At 72.9% G+C, this 18614-nt stretch carries 15 protein-coding genes; 5 read left to right on the forward strand and 10 right to left on the reverse strand.

Features of this window, described 5'->3' with window-relative positions; all coding sequences use genetic code 11:
• Positions 1-63 precede the first annotated feature (63 nt).
• The 5 genes from OG989_RS00865 to OG989_RS00885 form a co-directional block, all read right to left on the reverse strand.
• Positions 64-981, reverse strand: coding sequence for a tetratricopeptide repeat protein (locus OG989_RS00865; protein WP_327029419.1), 918 nt, complete (start codon positions 979-981; stop codon positions 64-66).
• Positions 982-1212: 231 nt separating this feature from the next.
• Positions 1213-2901 carry an acyl-CoA mutase large subunit family protein gene (locus OG989_RS00870; RefSeq protein WP_151456558.1) on the reverse strand — a complete coding sequence of 563 codons (1689 nt, stop codon included), beginning with the start codon at positions 2899-2901 and terminating at the stop codon, positions 1213-1215.
• A 108-nt stretch (positions 2902-3009) separates the two neighbouring features.
• Positions 3010-3423 (reverse strand): Asp23/Gls24 family envelope stress response protein, encoded by a 414-nt coding sequence (locus OG989_RS00875; protein ID WP_132231266.1) that lies wholly within the window; start codon positions 3421-3423, stop codon positions 3010-3012.
• A 74-nt stretch (positions 3424-3497) separates the two neighbouring features.
• Positions 3498-4433, reverse strand: a complete 936-nt coding sequence (meaB, locus tag OG989_RS00880) for a methylmalonyl Co-A mutase-associated GTPase MeaB (RefSeq protein ID WP_370518982.1) — start codon at positions 4431-4433, stop codon at positions 3498-3500.
• 102 nt (positions 4434-4535) lie between these two features.
• Positions 4536-5735, reverse strand: a complete 1200-nt coding sequence (locus OG989_RS00885) for an acetyl-CoA C-acetyltransferase (protein WP_327029421.1) — start codon at positions 5733-5735, stop codon at positions 4536-4538.
• 61 nt (positions 5736-5796) lie between these two features.
• Between OG989_RS00885 and mce the strand changes: the two genes are divergently transcribed.
• The 5 genes from mce to OG989_RS00910 all read left to right on the forward strand — a co-directional run bounded on the left by mce (position 5797) and on the right by OG989_RS00910 (position 13626).
• A complete protein-coding gene (mce, locus tag OG989_RS00890) occupies positions 5797-6270 on the forward strand; it encodes a methylmalonyl-CoA epimerase (protein WP_121399562.1) in 474 nt (157 codons plus the stop codon).
• A 344-nt stretch (positions 6271-6614) separates the two neighbouring features.
• Entirely contained in the window at positions 6615-7970 is a 1356-nt protein-coding gene (ccrA, locus tag OG989_RS00895) for a crotonyl-CoA carboxylase/reductase (RefSeq protein WP_151456553.1), read from the forward strand.
• Between the two features lie 310 nt (positions 7971-8280).
• Complete coding sequence (locus OG989_RS00900) at positions 8281-9543, forward strand: cell division protein DivIVA (RefSeq protein WP_132231256.1); 1263 nt, start codon at positions 8281-8283, stop codon at positions 9541-9543.
• A 186-nt stretch (positions 9544-9729) separates the two neighbouring features.
• The gene (locus OG989_RS00905; RefSeq protein ID WP_327029422.1) at positions 9730-12024 is read left to right on the forward strand and encodes a hypothetical protein; all 2295 of its coding nucleotides are present in this window, start codon (positions 9730-9732) and stop codon (positions 12022-12024) included.
• 339 nt (positions 12025-12363) lie between these two features.
• The gene (locus tag OG989_RS00910) at positions 12364-13626 is read left to right on the forward strand and encodes an AI-2E family transporter (protein ID WP_327029423.1); all 1263 of its coding nucleotides are present in this window, start codon (positions 12364-12366) and stop codon (positions 13624-13626) included.
• Between the two features lie 240 nt (positions 13627-13866).
• On the opposite strand, the gene OG989_RS00915 is transcribed toward OG989_RS00910, so the two are convergent.
• From OG989_RS00915 to OG989_RS00935, 5 genes are all read right to left on the reverse strand, one after another.
• A complete protein-coding gene (locus OG989_RS00915; RefSeq protein ID WP_151454867.1) occupies positions 13867-14676 on the reverse strand; it encodes an alpha/beta hydrolase in 810 nt (269 codons plus the stop codon).
• A 66-nt stretch (positions 14677-14742) separates the two neighbouring features.
• Positions 14743-15069 (reverse strand): hypothetical protein, encoded by a 327-nt coding sequence (locus tag OG989_RS00920; protein WP_327029424.1) that lies wholly within the window; start codon positions 15067-15069, stop codon positions 14743-14745.
• A gap of 65 nt (positions 15070-15134) precedes the next feature.
• Entirely contained in the window at positions 15135-16184 is a 1050-nt protein-coding gene (locus OG989_RS00925) for a hypothetical protein (protein WP_327029425.1), read from the reverse strand.
• Complete coding sequence (locus tag OG989_RS00930) at positions 16181-16675, reverse strand: SigE family RNA polymerase sigma factor (protein ID WP_327029426.1); 495 nt, start codon at positions 16673-16675, stop codon at positions 16181-16183. The genes OG989_RS00925 and OG989_RS00930 overlap by 4 nt, the downstream gene beginning before the upstream one ends.
• Positions 16676-16715: 40 nt before the next feature.
• Positions 16716-18503: a 3-hydroxyacyl-CoA dehydrogenase family protein gene (locus tag OG989_RS00935; RefSeq protein WP_327029427.1), complete on the reverse strand. Its 1788-nt coding sequence runs from the start codon at positions 18501-18503 to the stop codon at positions 16716-16718.
• Positions 18504-18614: the final 111 nt, after the last annotated feature.

An 18614-nucleotide genomic window follows, 5' to 3' on the forward strand; every position in this document is an offset into this window, starting at 1 on the left:
CCGGCCCGCGCTGGCGTGCTACGTACTCACAAGCAGGGCGTGATCACGAACAGGGCGTGGTGCTCAGAACAGGGCGCTGGCCAGGGCCCGGCGCGCCGCGGCGACGGCGGGATCCTCCGGCCCGGCGACCGTGAAGAGGCTGACCAGGTGCTGGCGTACCTTCTCCCGCTCTTCACCGGCGGTGCGGCGGACCACGCCCACCAGGCGGGCGTACGCCGCCTCGGCCTGACCGCTGAGCACCTCGATGTCGGCGGCCAGGAGCTGGGCCTCGACATCGTCGGGGTTCGCCTGGGCGGCGGCGACCGCCGCGCCCGGGTCGGCCCCAGCCACCCGGCGGGCGAGCCCGACCTGGGCGAGGCCCGCCTCCGCCGCGGCGTCCGCGGGCGACTCCGCGAGGATCTTGCGGTACGCCTGCTCGGCCGCGTCGAGGTCGCCGCTCATCAGGGCGTCGTCGGCCTCGTCGAGGCGCGGGTCCTCCGGCTCGGCGACGCTCACGCCACCGGCCTTGAGCACCGCCTGGATCCACTGCCGCAGCTGCGCCTCGGGCACCACTCCGGAGAAGGCGTCGACCGGCTGGCCGCCGACCACCGCGTAGACCATCGGGATGCCCTGCACCCGGAACATCTGGGCGATCCGGGGGTTGGCGTCCACGTCGACCTTGGCGAGCACCCAGGCGCCGCCGCCCTCGGCGGCCAGCCGCTCCAGCACGGGGCTCAGCTGCTTGCACGGCTCGCACCACTCGGCCCAGAAGTCCACGATCACCGGTGTGGTGAGCGAACGCTCGAGAACCTCGGACTGGAATGTCGCCTCGCTCACGTCGATGACGGCGACGCCGCCACCGGCGGCGCCGGGGAAATCGGCGGAGGGGGCTGACTGGGCCGGGGTGGCGGGGCGGGCAGGGGCCGGTGCGGGGGTGCGCAGCGCGCTGAGGTCGACCGCGCCGCGGGTGAAGATCGACGAGGTGATCCGTGGGTCGCTCATGGTTACCTAGTCTCGCACGCGACCCACGGAACTCAGATCAACCGCGACGGCGACAGTTGTGACTGTCACGGCTGCTCCCGCCCTTGCCCACCCCGTCCCCGCGCCCCTGCCCGACCTCCCGCCCGGCATGGCGCGATCCCGCACCTCCGGTCCTCGGTACGAGGCCTGCCCGGCGACTGCCGGGACACGAGGTGCGGGATCGCGGTGGAACGGGGTCGAGGGGGGGAAGGGTCAGAAGCGGGCGGGTTCGCGGTAGACGCCCCACTCGGCGCGCAGGGCGTCGCAGATCTCGCCGAGGGTGGCCTCCGCGCGGACGGCGTCCAGCATGGCCGGGATCATGTTGCCGTCGGTCCGGCCGACGGTGACCATCCGCTCGATGGCGGCCTTCACGGCGGCCTCGTCGCGGCCGGCCTTCCGCTCGGCCAGCACCCGGCGCTGCTCCAGCTCCACCTCGTGCGAGATGCGCAGGATCTCCAGGTCCTTGGCGACCGTGCCGGTGTGGCAGTTGACCCCGACGATCCGCTTGTCGCCCTTCTCCAGCGCCTGCTGGTAGACGAAGGCGGATTCGGCGATGTGGCCGGTGAACCAGCCGTCCTCGATGCCGCGCAGGATGCCGGAGGTCATCGGACCGATCTGGTGCGGACCCTCCCCGCCGAGCTGCCGGATCCGGGCGAAGATCTCCTCCGCCTCGGCCTCGATCTTGTCGGTGAGCGCCTCGACGTACCAGGACCCGCCCAGCGGGTCCGCCACGTTGGTCACCCCGGTCTCCTCCATCAGCACCTGCTGGGTACGCAGGGCGATCTCGGCGGACTCGTCGGTGGGCAGCGCCAGGGTTTCGTCCAGGGCGTTGGTGTGCAGCGAGTTGGTGCCGCCGAGCACCGCCGCGAGTGCCTCCACGGCGGTACGCACCACGTTGTTGACCGGCTGCTGGGCGGTCAGCGACACCCCGGCGGTCTGCGTGTGGAACCGCAGCCAGAGCGCCTTCTCACTGGTCGCGCCGTAGACGTCGCGCAGCCAGCGGGCCCAGATGCGGCGGGCGGCCCGGAACTTGGCGATCTCCTCGAAGAAGTCGACGTGCGAGTCGAAGAAGAAGCTCAGGCCGGGCGCGAAGACGTTGACGTCGAGCCCCCGGGAGAGCCCCAGCTCGACGTAGCCGAAGCCGTCGGCGAGGGTGTACGCCAGCTCCTGCGCGGCGGTCGAGCCGGCCTCGCGGATGTGGTAGCCGGAGACCGACAGCGGCTTGTAGCGCGGGATCTCCCGGGCGCAGTACTCCATCAGGTCGCCGATCAGGCGCAGGTGCGGCTCCGGGTCGAAGAGCCACTCCTTCTGTGCGATGTACTCCTTGAAGATGTCCGTCTGCAACGTGCCGTCCAGGGTGGACAGGTCGGCGCCCTGCCGCTCGGCGGCCACCAGGTACATGCAGAACACCGGCACCGCCGGCCCGGAGATGGTCATCGACGTGGTGACCCCGGCCAGGTCGATGCCGTCGAAGAGGGCCTCCATGTCGGCGGCGGTGTCGATGGCGACGCCGCAGTGGCCCACCTCCCCGAGCGCCTGCGGGTCGTCGGAGTCCCGGCCCATCAGCGTGGGCATGTCGAAGGCGACGGAGAGACCGCCGCCGCCGGCGCCCAGGATCATCTTGTAGCGCTCGTTGGTCTGCTGGGCGTTGCCGAACCCGGCGAACTGCCGGATCGTCCAGGTCCGTCCGCGGTAGCCGGTCGGGTAGAGACCCCGGGTGTACGGGTACTCGCCCGGCCAGCCGATGCGCTCGAAGCCCGGGTGGTCCACGCCCTCCGGCGGCCCGTAGACCGGGTCGACGGGCATCCCGGAAAGCGTGGTGAAGTCGGCGTCCCGCTTGCGCGCGGCGTCGTAGCGGGCCTGCCAGCGTGCCCGTCCGGCGGCGATCTCGTCGGCGTTCATCGGCGGGGCTCCTCCTCGAGTCCTCGACTGCACTGCGAGTGTAGAGCCCAGACCTGAACGATCGCTAAGTAAGTTCGTACCGGCAGGTAACCTGGGCCGCCGGACGCGTCACGCGACGGGCGCGGCGGGACCGCCCAGGGCCACGTCGTCGACCCTGATGTTGACCTCGTCGACCCGCAGCCCGTACGCCTCGACCGCCTCGGCGACCTGCGCCCGGACCTCGGCGGTCACCTGCGGCACCGCGCGGCCGGCCTCGATCACGATGACCAGGTTGACCACCGCCGCGCCGTTGGTGACGTGGGCCGAGCAGCCGCGCCGGGCGTCGCCGACCTGGTCGAGCCCGACCTTGTCGAGCACCGCGTTGAAGAACCGGGCCACGTCCCCGCCCAGCTCGACCACCCCGGGCACGGACCGCGCGGCGGCCACCGCGATCTTCTCCACCACCTCGTCGGAGACGAGCGTCGTCCCGCCCGGCACCGCGTCCGGCGTCACCGACAGCTCCTGCGTCGCCTCGTCGCCCATCGTCTCCCCACTCCGCCGCGCACCGCCCCACGCCGACCGTGGAGCGGTGCGAGCGTACTAGCTCGACGGGCCCCTCAGGAGCCGAGTTGGGAGAGCAGTTCGTCGGCCGCCGCGTACGGGTCGAGGGCGCCCTCGGCCACCTTCGCGGCGAGCGCCGGCAGCTCCGTACCGTCGCGCAGGGAACCGATCCGGGCGCGGAGCACGCCCAGCGCGATCGCCTCGACCTCGGCGGCGGCCCGCGCCTCCTGGCGGCGGCGCAGCTCGCCGTGCTCGACCAGCCAGCCACGGTGCTTGTCGATGGCGGCGGCGATGTCGTCGATCCCCTCGCCCCGGGAGGCGATCGCGCGCACCACCTGCGGCCGCCAGTCGCCCGGGCCGCGCTCGCCCAGGGCGATCATGCCCTGGATGTCGCGGTAGGTGGCGTCGGCGCCGTCCCGGTCGGCCTTGTTGACCACGAAGACGTCGGCGATCTCCAGGATGCCGGCCTTGACCGCCTGGATGGCGTCGCCCATGCCCGGGGCGAGCAGCACCAGCGTGGTGTCGGCCAGCGAGGCGACCTCCACCTCGGCCTGCCCGACGCCCACGGTCTCCACCAGCACGACGTCGCAGCCGGCGCCCTCCAGCACCCGCACCGCCTGCGGCGTGGCGGCCGACAGCCCGCCGAGGTGGCCCCGGCTGGACATCGACCGGATGTAGACGCCCGGGTCGGTGGCGTGGTCCTGCATCCGGACCCGGTCGCCGAGGATCGCCCCGCCCGTGAACGGGCTGGACGGGTCGATGGCCAGCACGCCCACCCGGTGGCCGCGGGCGCGCAGCGCCCGGACCAGCTCGTTGGTGGTGGTCGACTTACCCACCCCGGGTGAGCCGGTCAGCCCGACCACCTGGGCCTGGCCGGCGTACGGCGCGAGGGCCGCCGCGATCCGCGGCAGCGTCTCGTCGCCCGACTCGACCAGGGTGATCAGCCGGGCCACCGCGCGCGGATCGCCCGCGCGGGCCCGCTCGACCAGCATCGGCACGTCCCGGCTGCGGCGCACCGGGGGTGCGCCGGCTGCCGGGACGCCGTCGACGATCTCGCTCACTGTGCTGCCTCTACGGGATCGGCCGGCCGGCGGTCAGTGACCGCTCTCGCCGGGGGCCGGGACGTGGATGATCAGAGCGTCGCCCTGGCCGCCGCCGCCGCAGAGCGCCGCGGCGCCCGTGCCGCCGCCCCGGCGCTTGAGCTCCAGCGCGAGGGTGAGCACCAGCCGGGCGCCGGACATGCCGATCGGGTGGCCCAGCGCGATCGCCCCGCCGTTGACGTTGACCTTGTCCGGGCTGATCCCGAGGTCACGGGTGGACTGGATGCCCACCTGGGCGAACGCCTCGTTGATCTCGATGAGGTCCAGGTCCTCGATGCCGAGCCCGCCCTTCTTGAGGGCGTGCTGGATCGCGTTGGACGGCTGCGAGTGCAGGGAGTTGTCCGGGCCGGCGACGTTGCCGTGCGCGCCGATCTCGGCCAGCCAGGTCAGCCCCAGCTCCTTGGCCTTGGCCTTGCTCATGACGACCACCGCGGCGGCGCCGTCGGAGATCGGCGAGGAGCTGCCGGCGGTGATGGTGCCGTCCTTGGCGAACGCCGGGCGCAGCTTCGCCAGCGACTCGACGGTGGTGTCCGGGCGGATCCCCTCGTCCTCGCTGATCACCAGCGGGTCGCCCTTGCGCTGCGGGATGACCACCGGGGTGATCTCGTCGGCGAAGTGGCCGTTCTTCTGCGCGGCGGCGGCCCGCTGGTGGCTGGCCGCGGCGAACGCGTCCTGCTCCTCGCGGGTGATGCCGTGCCGCCCGTTGTGCCGCTCGGTGGACTCACCCATCGCGCAGCTGTCCCAGGCGTCGGTGAGCCCGTCGAGCGCCATGTGGTCCTTGACCACCACGTCGCCGTACTTGTAGCCGCCGCGCTGGCCGAGCAGCAGGTGCGGGGCGTTGGTCATGGACTCCATGCCGCCGGCGACGACGATGTCGAACTCGCCGGCGCGGATCAGCTGGTCGGCCAGGGCGATCGCGTCCAGGCCGGAGAGGCAGACCTTGTTGACGGTCAGCGCCGGCACGGACATCGGGATGCCGGCCTCGACCGCCGCCTGGCGGGCCGGGATCTGTCCGGCGCCGGCCTGGAGCACCTGCCCCATGATCACGTACTGGACCTGCTCGGGGGCGACGCCGGCCCGCTCGAGCGCCGCCTTGATCGCGACGCCACCGAGCCTGGTCGCGGGGAGGTCCTTGAGGTTGCCCAGCAGGCGCCCCATCGGGGTCCGCGCGCCGCTGACGATCACCGAAGCCATGCCTGCCTCCGAGGGGGTGCCGACCTGTACGCCTTAACGATTGTTCGGTCAGACTAGCGCCATGGCTGAGAACTCCCCCGTCGAGACCGCTGCCGACTATGTCACAGACATCGGCCTGCGCCGCATCGACCACGTCGGGGTCGCCGTCGCCGACCTGGACGCCGCGATCGACTTCTACCAGCGCACCTTCGGGATGCGCTGCGTGCACACCGAGGTGAACGCCGAGCAGGGCGTACGCGAGGCGATGCTGGCCGTCGGCCCGGACGCCGAGGGCGGCTGCGTGCAGCTGCTCGCCCCGCTGACCCCGGAGTCGACCATCGCCAAGTTCCTCGACAAGAAGGGCCCCGGCGTGCAGCAGGTGGCGTACACCGTCGAGGACATCGACGCCGCCTGCGCGAAGCTGCGCGAGCGGGGCGTGAAGCTGCTCTACGACACCCCGAAGCGCGGCACCGCCAACTCGCGGGTCAACTTCGTCCACCCGAAGGACGCCGGCGGGGTGCTGGTCGAACTCGTCGAGCCTGCCGCCGGGCACTGATCCCCACCTCCGGCTCCCGCCGACCGGGCGGGGGCCGGAGGCCACACTCCATCTGGCGAAAAGGGGCCGGAGGCCACTCCCCGGCTGGTGGGAGAGGGGTCGGAGGCCCCGCCGAGCGCGCCGGTGCGTGGTTCCACCGCCGCCCGGGCACCTCCACGCATCGGCCAATGCAGTTTTTCACAGAGGACTTCCGGCCCTACCTACTCTTCAGTAACGTCCCGCCCCACAGGAGCGCGGCCGGTACCGGATGTGTCGGATGCCGACATGGCGGTGGGCCGCACCGACGCCGACGATGGCAGCACCCAGGCCCGCGTGGGCGGGGTGCGGACGAACGGGAGGTCGACGTGCAGGACATCCTCGAAGCGATCATGGCGGCGGAGGGATCCGACCAACCCGCACGGGAGCTCGCCGGGATCGCCGGCCTGCCGGTACCCGAGACGTACCGCGGCGTGGTGGTGCGCGCCGACGAGACCCGGATGTTCGACGGCCTGGCCACCCGGGACAAGGACCCGCGCAAGGCGCTGCACGTGCAGGAGGTGCCGACGCCGGAACTGGGGCCGGGCGAGGCGCTGGTCGCGGTGATGGCGAGCGCGATCAACTACAACACGGTCTGGACCAGCATCTTCGAGCCGCTGCCGACCTTCAAGTTCCTCGAGCGCTACGGCCGGCTCTCCGAGCTGACCCGCCGGCACGACCTGCCGTACCACGTGGTGGGCTCCGACGCCGCCGGCGTGGTGCTGCGCACCGGGCCCGGGGTGACGAAGTGGAAGGCCGGCGACGAGGTCGTCGCGCACTGCCTCTCCGTGGAGCTGGAGGACGCGGCCGGGCACGACGACACCATGCTGGATCCGCAGCAGCGGATCTGGGGCTTCGAGACCAACTTCGGCGGCCTGGCCGAGCTGTGCGTGGTCAAGGCCAACCAGCTGATGCCCAAGCCGCGCCACCTGAGCTGGGAGGAGGCGGCCAGCCCGGGGCTGGTCAACTCGACGGCGTACCGGCAGTTGGTGTCGCACCACGGGGCGAACATGAAGCAGGGCGACGTGGTGCTGATCTGGGGCGCCTCCGGCGGCCTGGGCGGCTACGCCACCCAGATGGCGCTCAACGGCGGCGCGATCCCGGTCTGCGTGGTCTCCTCGCCGGAGAAGGCGGAGCTGTGCCGGAGGATGGGCGCCGAGCTGGTGATCGACCGCACCGCCGAGGGCTTCCGCTTCTGGAAGGACGAGCAGACCCAGGACCAGGACGAGTGGCGCCGCTTCGGCGAGCGCATCCGCGAGCTGACCGGCGGCGACGACCCGGACATCGTCTTCGAGCACCCCGGCCGGGAGACCTTCGGCGCCAGCGTCTATGTGGCCAAGAAGGGCGGCACCATCGTCACCTGCGCCTCCACCAGCGGCTACCTGCACCAGTACGACAACCGCTACCTCTGGATGCATCTGAAGCGGATCATCGGCAGCCACTTCGCCAACTACCGCGAGGCGTGGGAGGCCAACCGGCTCGTGGCACTGGGCAAGGTCCACCCCACCGTGTCGAAGACCTACGCGCTGGAGCAGACCGGCCAGGCCGCGTACGAGGTGCACCGCAACGCGCACCAGGGCAAGGTCGGCGTCCGCTGCCTGGCCCCGACGGACGGGCTCGGCGTACGCGACCGCGAGCTGCGCTCCCGGCACGAGGACGCGATCAACCGGTTCCGCGGCCACTGACCCGAGGGACGAGGCGCCGTCGCCCATTGCGGTGAACGGCGATTGCCTTTCCGCCTAGTGTCTGACGCTCATTCGAGCGATGCCGACCATGGCGCGACAAAGGGCCGCGGGGTACTCCCGCGGCCCTTTTCCATGTCACGCTCCGTGCCCTCTCCCCTGTCACGCTCCGTGCCGTCCGACCCGCCCGGGACCTGCCAAGATCGGCGATCTGCCCGGTCCTCGGCGGACCCGCAGTTGACCATGTAATGAGGACACGAAAGCTCGGCACCGCTCTTGCGAAGCACCCTGGGGGGTCTGCGAGTATGTCCCAATGCCCCAGCAGTCCTCCCCTCTTGCGTTCTTCGATAACGCGAACTCGCAGCCCGATTTCACCGTTGGCCTGCGCGGCTACAACACCCACCAGGTCGATGACTTCATCGGCCGGATGACGGCCGCGCTGACCCAGTCCGAGCAGGCCCGCGCCGAGGCCGAGCAGCGGATGAACGACGCCCAGCGACGGCTCCGCCAGGCCGAGCAGCGGATGAGCGCGCTGGAGCAGAAGCTCGCCGACACCAACAAGCAGCTCGAGGAGAACAGCCGGCCCACCCTCTCCGGCCTCGGCACCCGCGTCGAGCAGATCCTGCGGCTGGCCGAGGAGCAGGCCAACGACCACCGCAACGAGGCCAAGCGCGAGTCGGAGGGCATCCTCTCCGCCGCCCGCCTCGAGGCGCGCGAGATCACCGACAAGGCGCGCGCCGAGGCGGCGGCCATGAAGGCCAACGCCGAGCGGGAGGCGGGCAGCGTCCGCACCGCCGCCGAGCGCGAGGCCGCCGAGGTCCGCGTCCAGGCCCGGCGCGAGGCCGACACGCTGCGCGCCGACGCCGACCGGGAGACCAAGCAGCTGCGCACGGTCACCGCCCACGAGGTCGCCGAGCTGAAGTCCACCGTCGAGCGCGAGGTCGCCACCCTGCGGGCCACCGCCGAGCGGGAGATCACCCAGCAGCGGGCGAAGGCGGCCCGCGAGGCCGAGGAGAAGCGCGCCGAGGCGACCAAGCTGCTCACCGACGCCCGCGACAAGCGCGACAAGGACCTCCAGGCCCTGGAGCTCCAGCTTGCCGAGCGCCGGGAGAAGGCCGAGCGCGAGGAGTCCGAGCGGCACGCCGCGCAGGTGGCCCAGACCCAGAAGCTGGTCAGCGAGGCCGAGCAGCGGGCCCACGCCGCGCAGGAGCGGGCCAAGGAGATCGAGCAGCGCGCCGAGGCCCGCCGGGTCGAGTCGGAGCGCACCGCCAACGAGACGGTCGACAAGGCCAAGGCGCTGGCCGACAAGACGCTCACCGAGGCGAAGGCCGAGTCGAAGCGCCTGCTGACCGAGGCGCGCACCGAGGCCGAGCTGACCACCCAGGCGGCCCGTCGCGAGGTCGAGGACCTCACCCGGCAGAAGGACGCCGTCACCTCGCAGCTCGGCCAGATGCTCTCCGGCCTCGCCGGCATCGTGCCGGGCGTACCCGCCACGCCGCCGGCCGCGCCGGCCAAGCCGGAGGCGAAGAAGGCCGACAACGCCGACGAGCGGGTGGCCGCGGAGACCGCCAACTGACCCGACCGACCCACCCGACCGGGGCATGATTTCCACGGCGCGGGGTGACACCGGGTGACCGGTGCGCCCCGCGCCGTACGCTTTTTCCCGCCGAGCGAATTGCCCGGGCGTGTCGGCAGTGAAGTAGGTCCTATCCGGGGCGTCCGTATCGCCCCAGCCGGACTGGAGGCGTGTGAGGATGGGGGCATGTCGCACGGCGAGGAACTGTTCGCTCTCGGCGGGGATGTGACCACGGAGCCCAGCTTCGAGTCCGCTCTGCGGGGGTACGAGAAACGACAGGTCGACCGGTACGTCGCTCGCGCGGAGCACGAGATCGCGGCCCTGGCGGCCGAGCGGGAACAGGCCTACACACAGATCCACAAGCTGGCCGGCCAGGTCGAGGTGCTCCAACGTGACCTCGCCCAGGCACGCAAGTCGTCCGGGGCGCTGGAGAACGTCTCCTACCGGCACCTGGGCCCGCGGGTGGAGCAGATCCTCACCATCGCCGAGGAGCAGGCCGACGCGATCCTGGCCTCCGCCAACGAGGAGATCGAGGCTCGCCGGGCCGCCGCGGAGCACATCGTCGACGAGGCTCGCGAGCAGGCCGCCACCGCCCTCAAGGACTTCGAGATCGCGCTGGCCGCCCGCCGGACGGAGGAGGAGCGGCACACCGCGGCCCGCAGGGCCGAGGCGGACGCCGCCGTCCGCACCGCCAAGGACGAGGCCGCCCGGCTGCGCAAGGCCGCCCAGGAGGCGCTCGCGAAGGCCCAGCAGGAGGCCACCCAGCTGCGGGACGCGGCCAAGGAGATCCACCAGCGGGCCCAGCAGGAGGCGACCAAGCTGCGCGAGGCCGCCAAGGAGGTGCACGCCAAGGCGCAGCAGGAGGCCACCCAGCTGCGGGAGGCCGCCAAGGAGGTGCACGCCAAGGCCCAGCAGGAGTCCAAGCGCCTGGTCGACCAGGCCACCGAGGCGGGCCGGGCCACCCACGCCAAGGCGCAGCGGGACGCCAAGCAGATCATCGACGACGCCGCCGGCGCCGGCCGGGCCACCCGCGAGAAGGCCCGCCAGGAGGCCGAGCGGCTCACCACCCAGGCGGCCGAGACGGCCAAGCGCAACCGCGCCGAGACCGAGGCGTACGTGCAGCGGATGCGCAGCGAGACCGAGGCGTACGTGCAGCACGCCCGGGCCCAGACGCAGCAGGAGCTGGGCGCCTGGCGGGCCGGGGTGGAGCAGGAGGTCAACAGCCGGCGCGAAGCCGCGGACCGCGAGCTGACCCAGCGCCGCGCGGCGGCCGAGCAGGAGTTCACCAAGCGCCGCGACGAGCTGGAGAAGCAGTACAAGACCCGGCTCGCCGAGTTGGAGAAGCAGCACACGAGCCGGCACGACGAGCTGGAGTCCGGGTTCGAGTCGCGCCGCGCCGCGCTGGAGGCGGAGTACACCGCCCGGAAGAACGAGATCGAGCAGGGTGCCACCGCCGTCCGCCAGGCCGCCGAGCAGGACGCGCTGACGATGCGCCGGCAGGCCGAGGAGGAGGCCGCGGCGCTGCTCGGCCGGGCCGAGTCGGAGGCGGCCGACAAGCGCCGCAAGGCCGACGAGCACGTGGCGACGTCACGGCGGCAGTTCGAGGAGTACGCGGCCACGACGCAGCAGCACCTGGCCACCACCCAGCAGCACCTCGCCGCCACCCAGCAGGAGGCCGCCGCCAGCCGTCAGCAGCTCGCCCAGGTGATGCTGGAGATCGCCCAGGCCCAGCAGGAGCTGGCCGACCTGCGGCAGGAGACCTGGAAGTCCCGGCAGGAGTCCGACGAGCTCCAGCGACAGGTGGCGGAGCTGCGGTTGGGTCGGCTCGCCGCGGCCGACCTGCCGGGCGGTACGGACGGCGCCGCCGCCCCGGTGGTGGCGGACGGCAAGCCGGCCACGGCGAACGGCGGCAGGCCCCGCCCCGACACGGACAAGACCTCGGCGGGCGCGGGTGCGACCCCGGTCGGCGCGGGCACGGACAAGGCGGACAGGACCCCGGCGGGCGCGGCCACGGCGGGTGCGGGCACGACCCCGACGGAAGCGGCCAAGGCGGATGCGGCCACCGCCCCGGCGGGCGCGGGCACGGCGGGCAGGACCCCGGCGGGTGCGGGCTCCGCGGACAAGGCTCCGGTCGCGGGCGGGGCGACGGGCCCCGCAGCGGCTCCGTCCTCCTCGGACGGGAAGCCCGCCGCCGGCAAGGTGGAGCCGGAGGACGCCGGGCAGCCGGCCAAGGGCCGGATCGAGCCGGCCGACGCCGGGCAGCCGGCCAACGGCAAGGCCACCGTGACCACCGTCGACGGGGGCACGGCCAGTGCCGGCGTGGACGGGGAGCCGACCGTGGCGGCGGTGCCTGGCGAGGGAGGTCGGGGCGCCACCCCGACGAAGATCACCAGCACCGGCGAGAACGGCAAGCGCCCGGCGAAGCCGACCACCGACGAGCGCAGCGCCAAGCCGAGCAAGGTCGTCGTCGAAAAGGACTGACCCCGGACCGCTCCACCGCCCGACAGCTGAGGCCGTCCAGCGGATCTTGGTACGGCACGGCCCCTATAGGGGCCGTGCCGTACCAAGATCTCAGGACTTCGGTCCTGCCCGCACCCAGAGGGTGCGCGGAGGGGCGGCGTTGGCTGGTCCCGGTGGCCCAGCCGGGTCGGGTGGCACCGCCCGGGTGGGTGGCACGGCTCGGGTGGGTGGCACCGCCGGGGCGGGTGACACGGCTCAGGTGGGTGGCGCGGGCAAGCCTGCGGCGTACGCTCCCGGTGGGATTTCGCCGACGTGAGCCGTGGTCGGGCCGTCCCGCGGGAATCGATCCAGGGAGGTCCGATGGCGGACGACGGACCGATGGCGTCGAGCGGCGACCGGGAGCCCGATCGCGCCCCGGCACCGGGCGACAGGAACCGGAAGCCGGAGCACGCCACCGCGCCCGAACACGCCGACAGGACGACAGGCACGACAGGCACCACGGGCACGAGAGACACGACGAGCACGAGAGACACGACCGGCACGGCGGACGACGGCGAGCCGACGGGGAACGGGTCGAGCCGGTTCGGTACGCCGGGGCGGCCGCTGAAGCGCAGCAGCTTCCTGGTCGGCTTCACCGGCGCGGCCGGGGTGCTGCTCGCGTACGCCCTCTATCTGGGCGTGCGCAACGCGGCCGGCATCCTGGTCCTGGTGGTCATCGCGCTCTTCCTCGCCGTCGGCCTGCACCCCGCGGTGGTCCGGTTGCGGTCCTGGGGGCTGCCGCACGGGCTCGCCGTGGCGGTGGTCGCGCTGACGGTCGTGCTACTCCTCTGCGGTGGCCTGTTCGCCCTGGTGCCGCCGATCGTGACGCAGAGCGGGCAGTTCATCGAGCAGCTCCCGAGCTACCTGGAGGCGTTGCGCCGCAACGAGACGGTCAACGACCTGGTGGAGCGGTACGACCTGATGGAGCGGGTGCAGAGCGCGGCGAACGCGGACACGGTCGGTCAGGCCCTCGGCGGGGTGCTCGGCGGCGCCCAACTGATCTTCGGCACGGTCTTCCGGGGGCTGACCGTGCTGGTGTTGACCATCTACTTCCTGGCCTACTTCGACCGGCTCCGCGACCTGGGCTACTCGCTGGTGCCCCGCTCGCGCCGGGAGCGGGTACGGCTGATCGGGGACGAGATCCTGACGAAGGTCGGCGCGTACATGGTCGGCGCGCTCAGCATCGCGGTGCTGGCCGGGGTGTCCACGTTCGTCTTCGCGTTGATCGTCGGGCTGCCGTACCCGTTCGCGCTGGCCGTGGTGGTCGCGGTGACGGACCTGATCCCGCAGATCGGCGCGACCCTCGGCGCGGTGATCGTCAGCCTGGTCGGGTTCGCCACGGACCTGCCGGTCGGCATCGCCTGTGCGGTGTTCTTCCTGATCTACCAGCAGGTGGAGAACTACCTGATCTATCCCAAGATCATGCGCCGGTCGGTGTCGGTCAACGAGGTGGCCGCCCTGGTGGGAGCCCTGCTCGGGGTCTCCCTGCTGGGCGTGGTGGGCGCGCTGATCGCGATCCCGGCGGTGGCCGCGCTCCAGCTCATCCTGCGGGAGGTGGTCCTGCCCCGGCAGGAGTCCCGCTGACCCCGCCCGGCCCGGCCCGACCGGCCACCGGTGGACCGGGCCGCCACGGGTGAACCGGGCGGCCACGGATGGACCGGGTCGGCCACGGATGGACCGGGTCGGCCACGGCCAGACCGGTCGGCCACGGGTGGACCGGGTCGGCCGGGCCCGCGGCGCGAGCGCGCGGCGGAGGGCGGGCCCGCGACGGGAGCGCGCGGCCGGAGGGCGGGTCCGCGACGCGAGCGCGCGGCCGAGGGCGGGTCAGCCGGCCTGGCCGGCAGGCGGGCCGGGCACCGGGCGGTCCGCGAAGGAGGCCACCGTGCGGTCGGCGTACGCGCTGACGTCGCCGGTCTCCATCGGGCCGTCCCAGGTGGTCGGCAGCGGCACGGCGGCGGCCGGGTTGACCCGGCGGACCACCTCGTCCAGCACGGTCTCGGCGTCGCCGACCCAGAGGTGCTTCGCCCCGGGCACCCCGACCACCTCGGCCTGCGGCACCGCCGCGAAGCGCTCCCGGGCCTCGTCGGGGCGCAGGTAGTCGTCGAACTCGGGCACCAGCGCGGTCAGCGGCTTGCCGGACTCCGTCCAGTGCTCCAGGTCGGCCGGGGCGGAGAAACGCAGCGGCGGGGAGAGCAGGATCGCCCCGACGACGGCCGGGTCGCAGCCGTACTTGAGGGTGAGGTCCGTGCCGAACGACCAGCCGAGCAGCCAGACGTTCGGCAGCTCGTGGAACTCGGCGTACTCGATGGCGGCGGCGACGTCGAAGCGCTCGCCGACCGCGTTGTCGAAGGCCCCCTCGCTGGTGCCGCGCACGCTGCTGGTCCCCCGGGTGTTGAAGCGGAGCACCGCCAGGTCGGCCAGGGCCGGCAAACGCCACGCCGCCTTGCGGAACACGTGGCTGTCCATCATCCCGCCGTGCGTCGGCAGCGGGTGCAGGCAGACGAGGGTGCCCACTGGCTCCCGGTCCAGCGGCCGGGCCAACTCGCCGACCAGCCGCAGACCGTCAGCGGTGTGCAGCTCGATGTCCTCGCGGTGCCCGGGCAGGATGGAGGACGCGCGGATCGGTGTGCTCACCCCACCAGTCTCGCCGGTGCGGCCGGGAACCGCCGGGCGGGGCGGAAACAGCGTGATCCAGATCGCTCAGCCGTAGCGGGGAGCACCGCGACCGCGCTGGACGACCGGCCCACGCCGGTCGCGGGCACGCCAGCACCCGCTGTGCCAGTGCCGCCGGTCGGTCAGGTCGCCCCGCCCGTCCGCCGGCCACGCCACCAGGTGCGCCACCCCGGGCCGGATCTCCTGGTCACAGCCGGGACAGCGGTACGTCTTGGTGGACACGCCGCCGCTGATCCCGCGTACCTGCCAGTCGCCGTCGCGCCACTGCTGCACCGAGGCGACGCCCTGCCGGGCCCGGTCGGAGTCGAGGTGCGCGGCGTCATCGCGGCGGGGTCGGTTGCGACGGGGGCTCACGCTTGCCAAGCGTACGGGCCGGCGGCGGGACCGGCCCGGGGTGGGCGGGCCGGCCCCGCCGCTGGTCAGTCCCAGGTCTCCGGGTCACCGGGATCGGTGGCGACCTGCGCCCCGCCCAGCAGGACGGCGGCGTCCGCCTCGGTGAAGTCCCCGTGTGACCAGCTGAAATCGACGATCAGGTGGGCCTTAGGGATGCCGAGCAGCTCCAACTGGTCGCCCCGCGGGTAGAGGTAGGCGGCCCGGCCCCCGATCGTCCGGTTGCCCGCCGTACGGCCGGTGACCATCGAGCGCGCGTAGTCGAACGCGACACGCGTCTCCGCTTCCCCGGGCCCGTTCACCACCAGCGACATGTGCAACGTGGCGGGGAAGGACCCCGCATCGACGGTGCACTGGTCCAGCCGGGCGCCGGCGGGCAGCGTGGTGAGCCGCACCGGCGCGACGCAGCGGCGCGCCTCACCCAACCGGAGGGCGCCGACCGCCACCTCGATCTCCTGGGCGGTCACGGCGGTCACGGCGGCCCGGGCGTACAGGCCGGGGGCCGGTTGCCAGAGCCGGATCCAGATGGAAGTGCCGCCCTCCCGGTGCAGGCGATCGGTGCCGTCGAAGACCGTCCCGCCCGTCATCCCGGTGGCCCCCGGCGGCAGCCCTTCGACCGCGTACTCCCACAGCGCGTCGGCGGAACGGGCCAGCGCGACGCTCACCGGCCGGCCACCGTCGACCTCGACGCGGATGCTCTCCACGCCGAACCCGACGTGCCAGCCCCGGTAGCGGGCGCGGGCCGGGTCGAACCCGAAGTGCAGTACCTGCGGATCCGTGCCGACCAGGTCGGGCCGGGCGGCCGCGCCGGGGACGTTCTCCAGCCGGGGCGGCGCGGCGGTGGCGGCGTCCGGCGCGGCGGCGTCCGGCGGGCGTACCCGCTCCGGCAGGCCCACGCCGGTGGCGACGGTGAACCCGAGCACCGCCGCCACGCCCAGCGCGAGGCCCGCGCCGGCCCGACGGCGACGGCGACGGACCCGTCCCCCGGCGACGGCACGGGAGGTGAGCCGGTCGGTGTCGACCGTCCCCTCGGCGCGTTCCCGCAGCGTCCGTACGATCCGTTCGTCGAGGTCGGTCACGGCCGGCTCCCGTTCGTCGCCGGGACGCCGTGGCGCTCCCGGAGGTTGTTGAGCGCCCGCATGGCATGGGTGCGGACGGTGACCGGCGAGCAGCCGAGGATCTGGGCGATGGTCGCGTCGTCGAGGTCCTCGTAGTAGCGCAGCACGAGCACCGCCCGCTGGCGGTCCGGCAGCCCGAGGATGAGCCGCCACATGGCGTCCCGGTCGGCCGTCTCGCCGCCGAGGTCGCCGTGCTGGGGCCGTTCCGCGAAGTCGGCGGTGGCCAGCTCCCGGTTCGACCGCCGGCGCCACCAGGAGTTGTTGGCGTTGACCAGCATCCGGCGCACGTACACGTCCGGCCGGTCCACCCGGGCGATCCGCCGCCAGTGCACGTACGCGCGGGTCAGGACGTCCTGGGTGAGGTCCTCGGCCCGGTGCTCGTCGCCCGTCAGCAGCCGGGCCAGCCGCATCAGGGCGGGGCCTCGGCTGCCGACGTACTCCTCGAAGGTCACACCATGCAGACGCCGTCACCGGCGGGCGGTGTTGACCGGGTCAGCGACGGGTGTGGTCGCGGAAGCCCCGGCCGCTCTTGCGCCCCAGGTAGCCGGCCGTGACGAGGTGCTCCAGCAGCGGCGCGGGCGCGAAGCCCGGCTCGCGCAGCTCCAGGTAGAGCTCCCGCTGGATGGCCAGCGAGACGTCCAGGCCGACCACGTCGAGCAGCTCGAACGGGCCCATCGGGTAGCCGCAGCCCAGCTTCATGGCGTGGTCGATGTCGTCGGCGGTGGAGTAGCTCGCCTCCAGCATCTTCACGGCGTCGTTGAGGTACGGGAAGAGCAGCGCGTTGACGATGAAGCCGGACCGGTCGCCGCAGACCACGCCCGTCTTGCCCAGCGCGGCACAGACCGCGCGGGCGGTGGCGGTGGTCTCCGTCGAGGTGCGGATGGTCTCCACGACCTCGACCAGCGGCATGAGCGGCGCCGGGTTGAAGAAGTGCAGCCCGATCACGTCGGCGGGCCGCTGGGTGGCCATCGCGACGTCGATCACCGGCAGCGATGAGGTGGTGGTGGCGAGCACGACGCCCGGCTTGCAGATCTCGTCGAGGCTGGCGAAGAGGGCCTTCTTGACGCTCAGCTCCTCGACCACGGCCTCGACGACGAGGTCGACGTCGGCGAGGTGGTCCAGGGTGGCCGACCAGTTGATCCGGCCGAGCGCGGCGTCCCGGTCGGCCTCGCTGAGCTTGCCGCGCACCACGCCCTTGTTGAGCGAGGTCCTGACCGCCTCGAAGACCTTGGCGGACTTCTCTGCGCCCCGGGTCACCGAGACGACCTCGTAGCCGGCCTTCGCGAAGACCTCGATGATGCCGGTGGCCATCGTCCCGGATCCGACGACGCCGACCTTCGCGATCGCGGCGGCGCCGCCGAGCGCGGCCTCCGTCGCCACCGGCGTCTGCTCGTCGGGTACGACGACCGGGGAGCCCGGCCGCTCGTAGGTGTAGAAGCCCCGGCCGGACTTGCGGCCGAGCAGCCCGGCGGTGACCATCTGCTTGATCAGCGGCACCGGGGCGTGCCGGCGGTCCCGCCCGCCGCGCCGGTACATGGTGTCGAGGATCTCGTACGCGGTGTCCAGGCCGATCAGGTCCATCAGCGCCAGCGGGCCCATGGGCAGGCCGCAGCCGAGCTTCATGGCCGCGTCGATGTCCTCGCGGGTGGCGTAGTGCGCCTCGAACATCCCGACAGCGTGGTTGAGGTAGCCGAAGAGCAGCGCGTTGGCGATGAAGCCGGCCCGGTCGCTGATGGTGACGTCGACCTTGCCGAGCCGCTTGCAGAGCGCCTCCACGTCGGCGACCACGTCGGCGGAGGTGACCACCGTCCGGACCACCTCGACCAGCTTCATCACCGGGGCGGGGTTGAAGAAGTGGATGCCGATCACCTGGTTGGGACGGCTGGTGGCGACGGAGATCTCGGTGACACTCAGCGACGAGGTGTTGGTGGCCAGGATCGCCTCGGGCTTGCAGACCCGGTCCAGCTCGGCGAAGATCCGCTGCTTGAGGTCCAGGTGCTCGGGCACCGCCTCGATGACCAGGTCGACCGCGTGCAGCGCGTTCAGCCCGACGGCGAACCGTACGCGGCTCAGCAGCGCGTCCCGGTCGGCCTCGGCGAGCTTGCCCTTGGCCACGGCCCGGTCCGTCGACCCGGTGAGGATGGCCCGGCCGCGTTCCAGCGCGTCCTCGGAGACCTCCACCGCGACGACGTCGACCCCGTTGCGCGCGAATACCTCGACGATGCCGGCACCCATGGTGCCCAGACCCACAACGCCCACGCTGGTGAAATCACGCGCCACGACCAGCCTCCTCGATGCTCCGCACAGCCGCGTTAACGACCATTAAGGTTATGCGCGCGAGTCTGCCACGTGACGTTGCGTTGTCGAGGCGCCGTGGGAAATTTCACGAGC

The sequence above is a fragment of the Micromonospora sp. NBC_01740 genome, from assembly GCF_035920365.1.
Classification (GTDB): Bacteria; Actinomycetota; Actinomycetes; order Mycobacteriales; family Micromonosporaceae; genus Micromonospora; species Micromonospora reichwaldensis.

Excerpts from the sequence above, each read along its gene's own strand:
- mce (WP_121399562.1), top strand. The coding sequence starts at position 5,797 with ATGGCTGAGAACTCCCCCGTCGAGACCGCTGCCGACTATGTCACAGAC.
- OG989_RS00910 (WP_327029423.1), top strand. The coding sequence starts at position 12,364 with ATGGCGGACGACGGACCGATGGCGTCGAGCGGCGACCGGGAGCCCGAT.
- OG989_RS00865 (WP_327029419.1), bottom strand. The coding sequence starts at position 981 with ATGAGCGACCCACGGATCACCTCGTCGATCTTCACCCGCGGCGCGGTC.
- OG989_RS00905 (WP_327029422.1), top strand. The coding sequence starts at position 9,730 with ATGTCGCACGGCGAGGAACTGTTCGCTCTCGGCGGGGATGTGACCACG.
- OG989_RS00870 (WP_151456558.1), bottom strand. The coding sequence starts at position 2,901 with ATGAACGCCGACGAGATCGCCGCCGGACGGGCACGCTGGCAGGCCCGC.
- OG989_RS00885 (WP_327029421.1), bottom strand. The coding sequence starts at position 5,735 with ATGGCTTCGGTGATCGTCAGCGGCGCGCGGACCCCGATGGGGCGCCTG.
- OG989_RS00875 (WP_132231266.1), bottom strand. The coding sequence starts at position 3,423 with ATGGGCGACGAGGCGACGCAGGAGCTGTCGGTGACGCCGGACGCGGTG.
- OG989_RS00900 (WP_132231256.1), top strand. The coding sequence starts at position 8,281 with ATGCCCCAGCAGTCCTCCCCTCTTGCGTTCTTCGATAACGCGAACTCG.
- meaB (WP_370518982.1), bottom strand. The coding sequence starts at position 4,433 with ATGCTGGTCGAGCGGGCCCGCGCGGGCGATCCGCGCGCGGTGGCCCGG.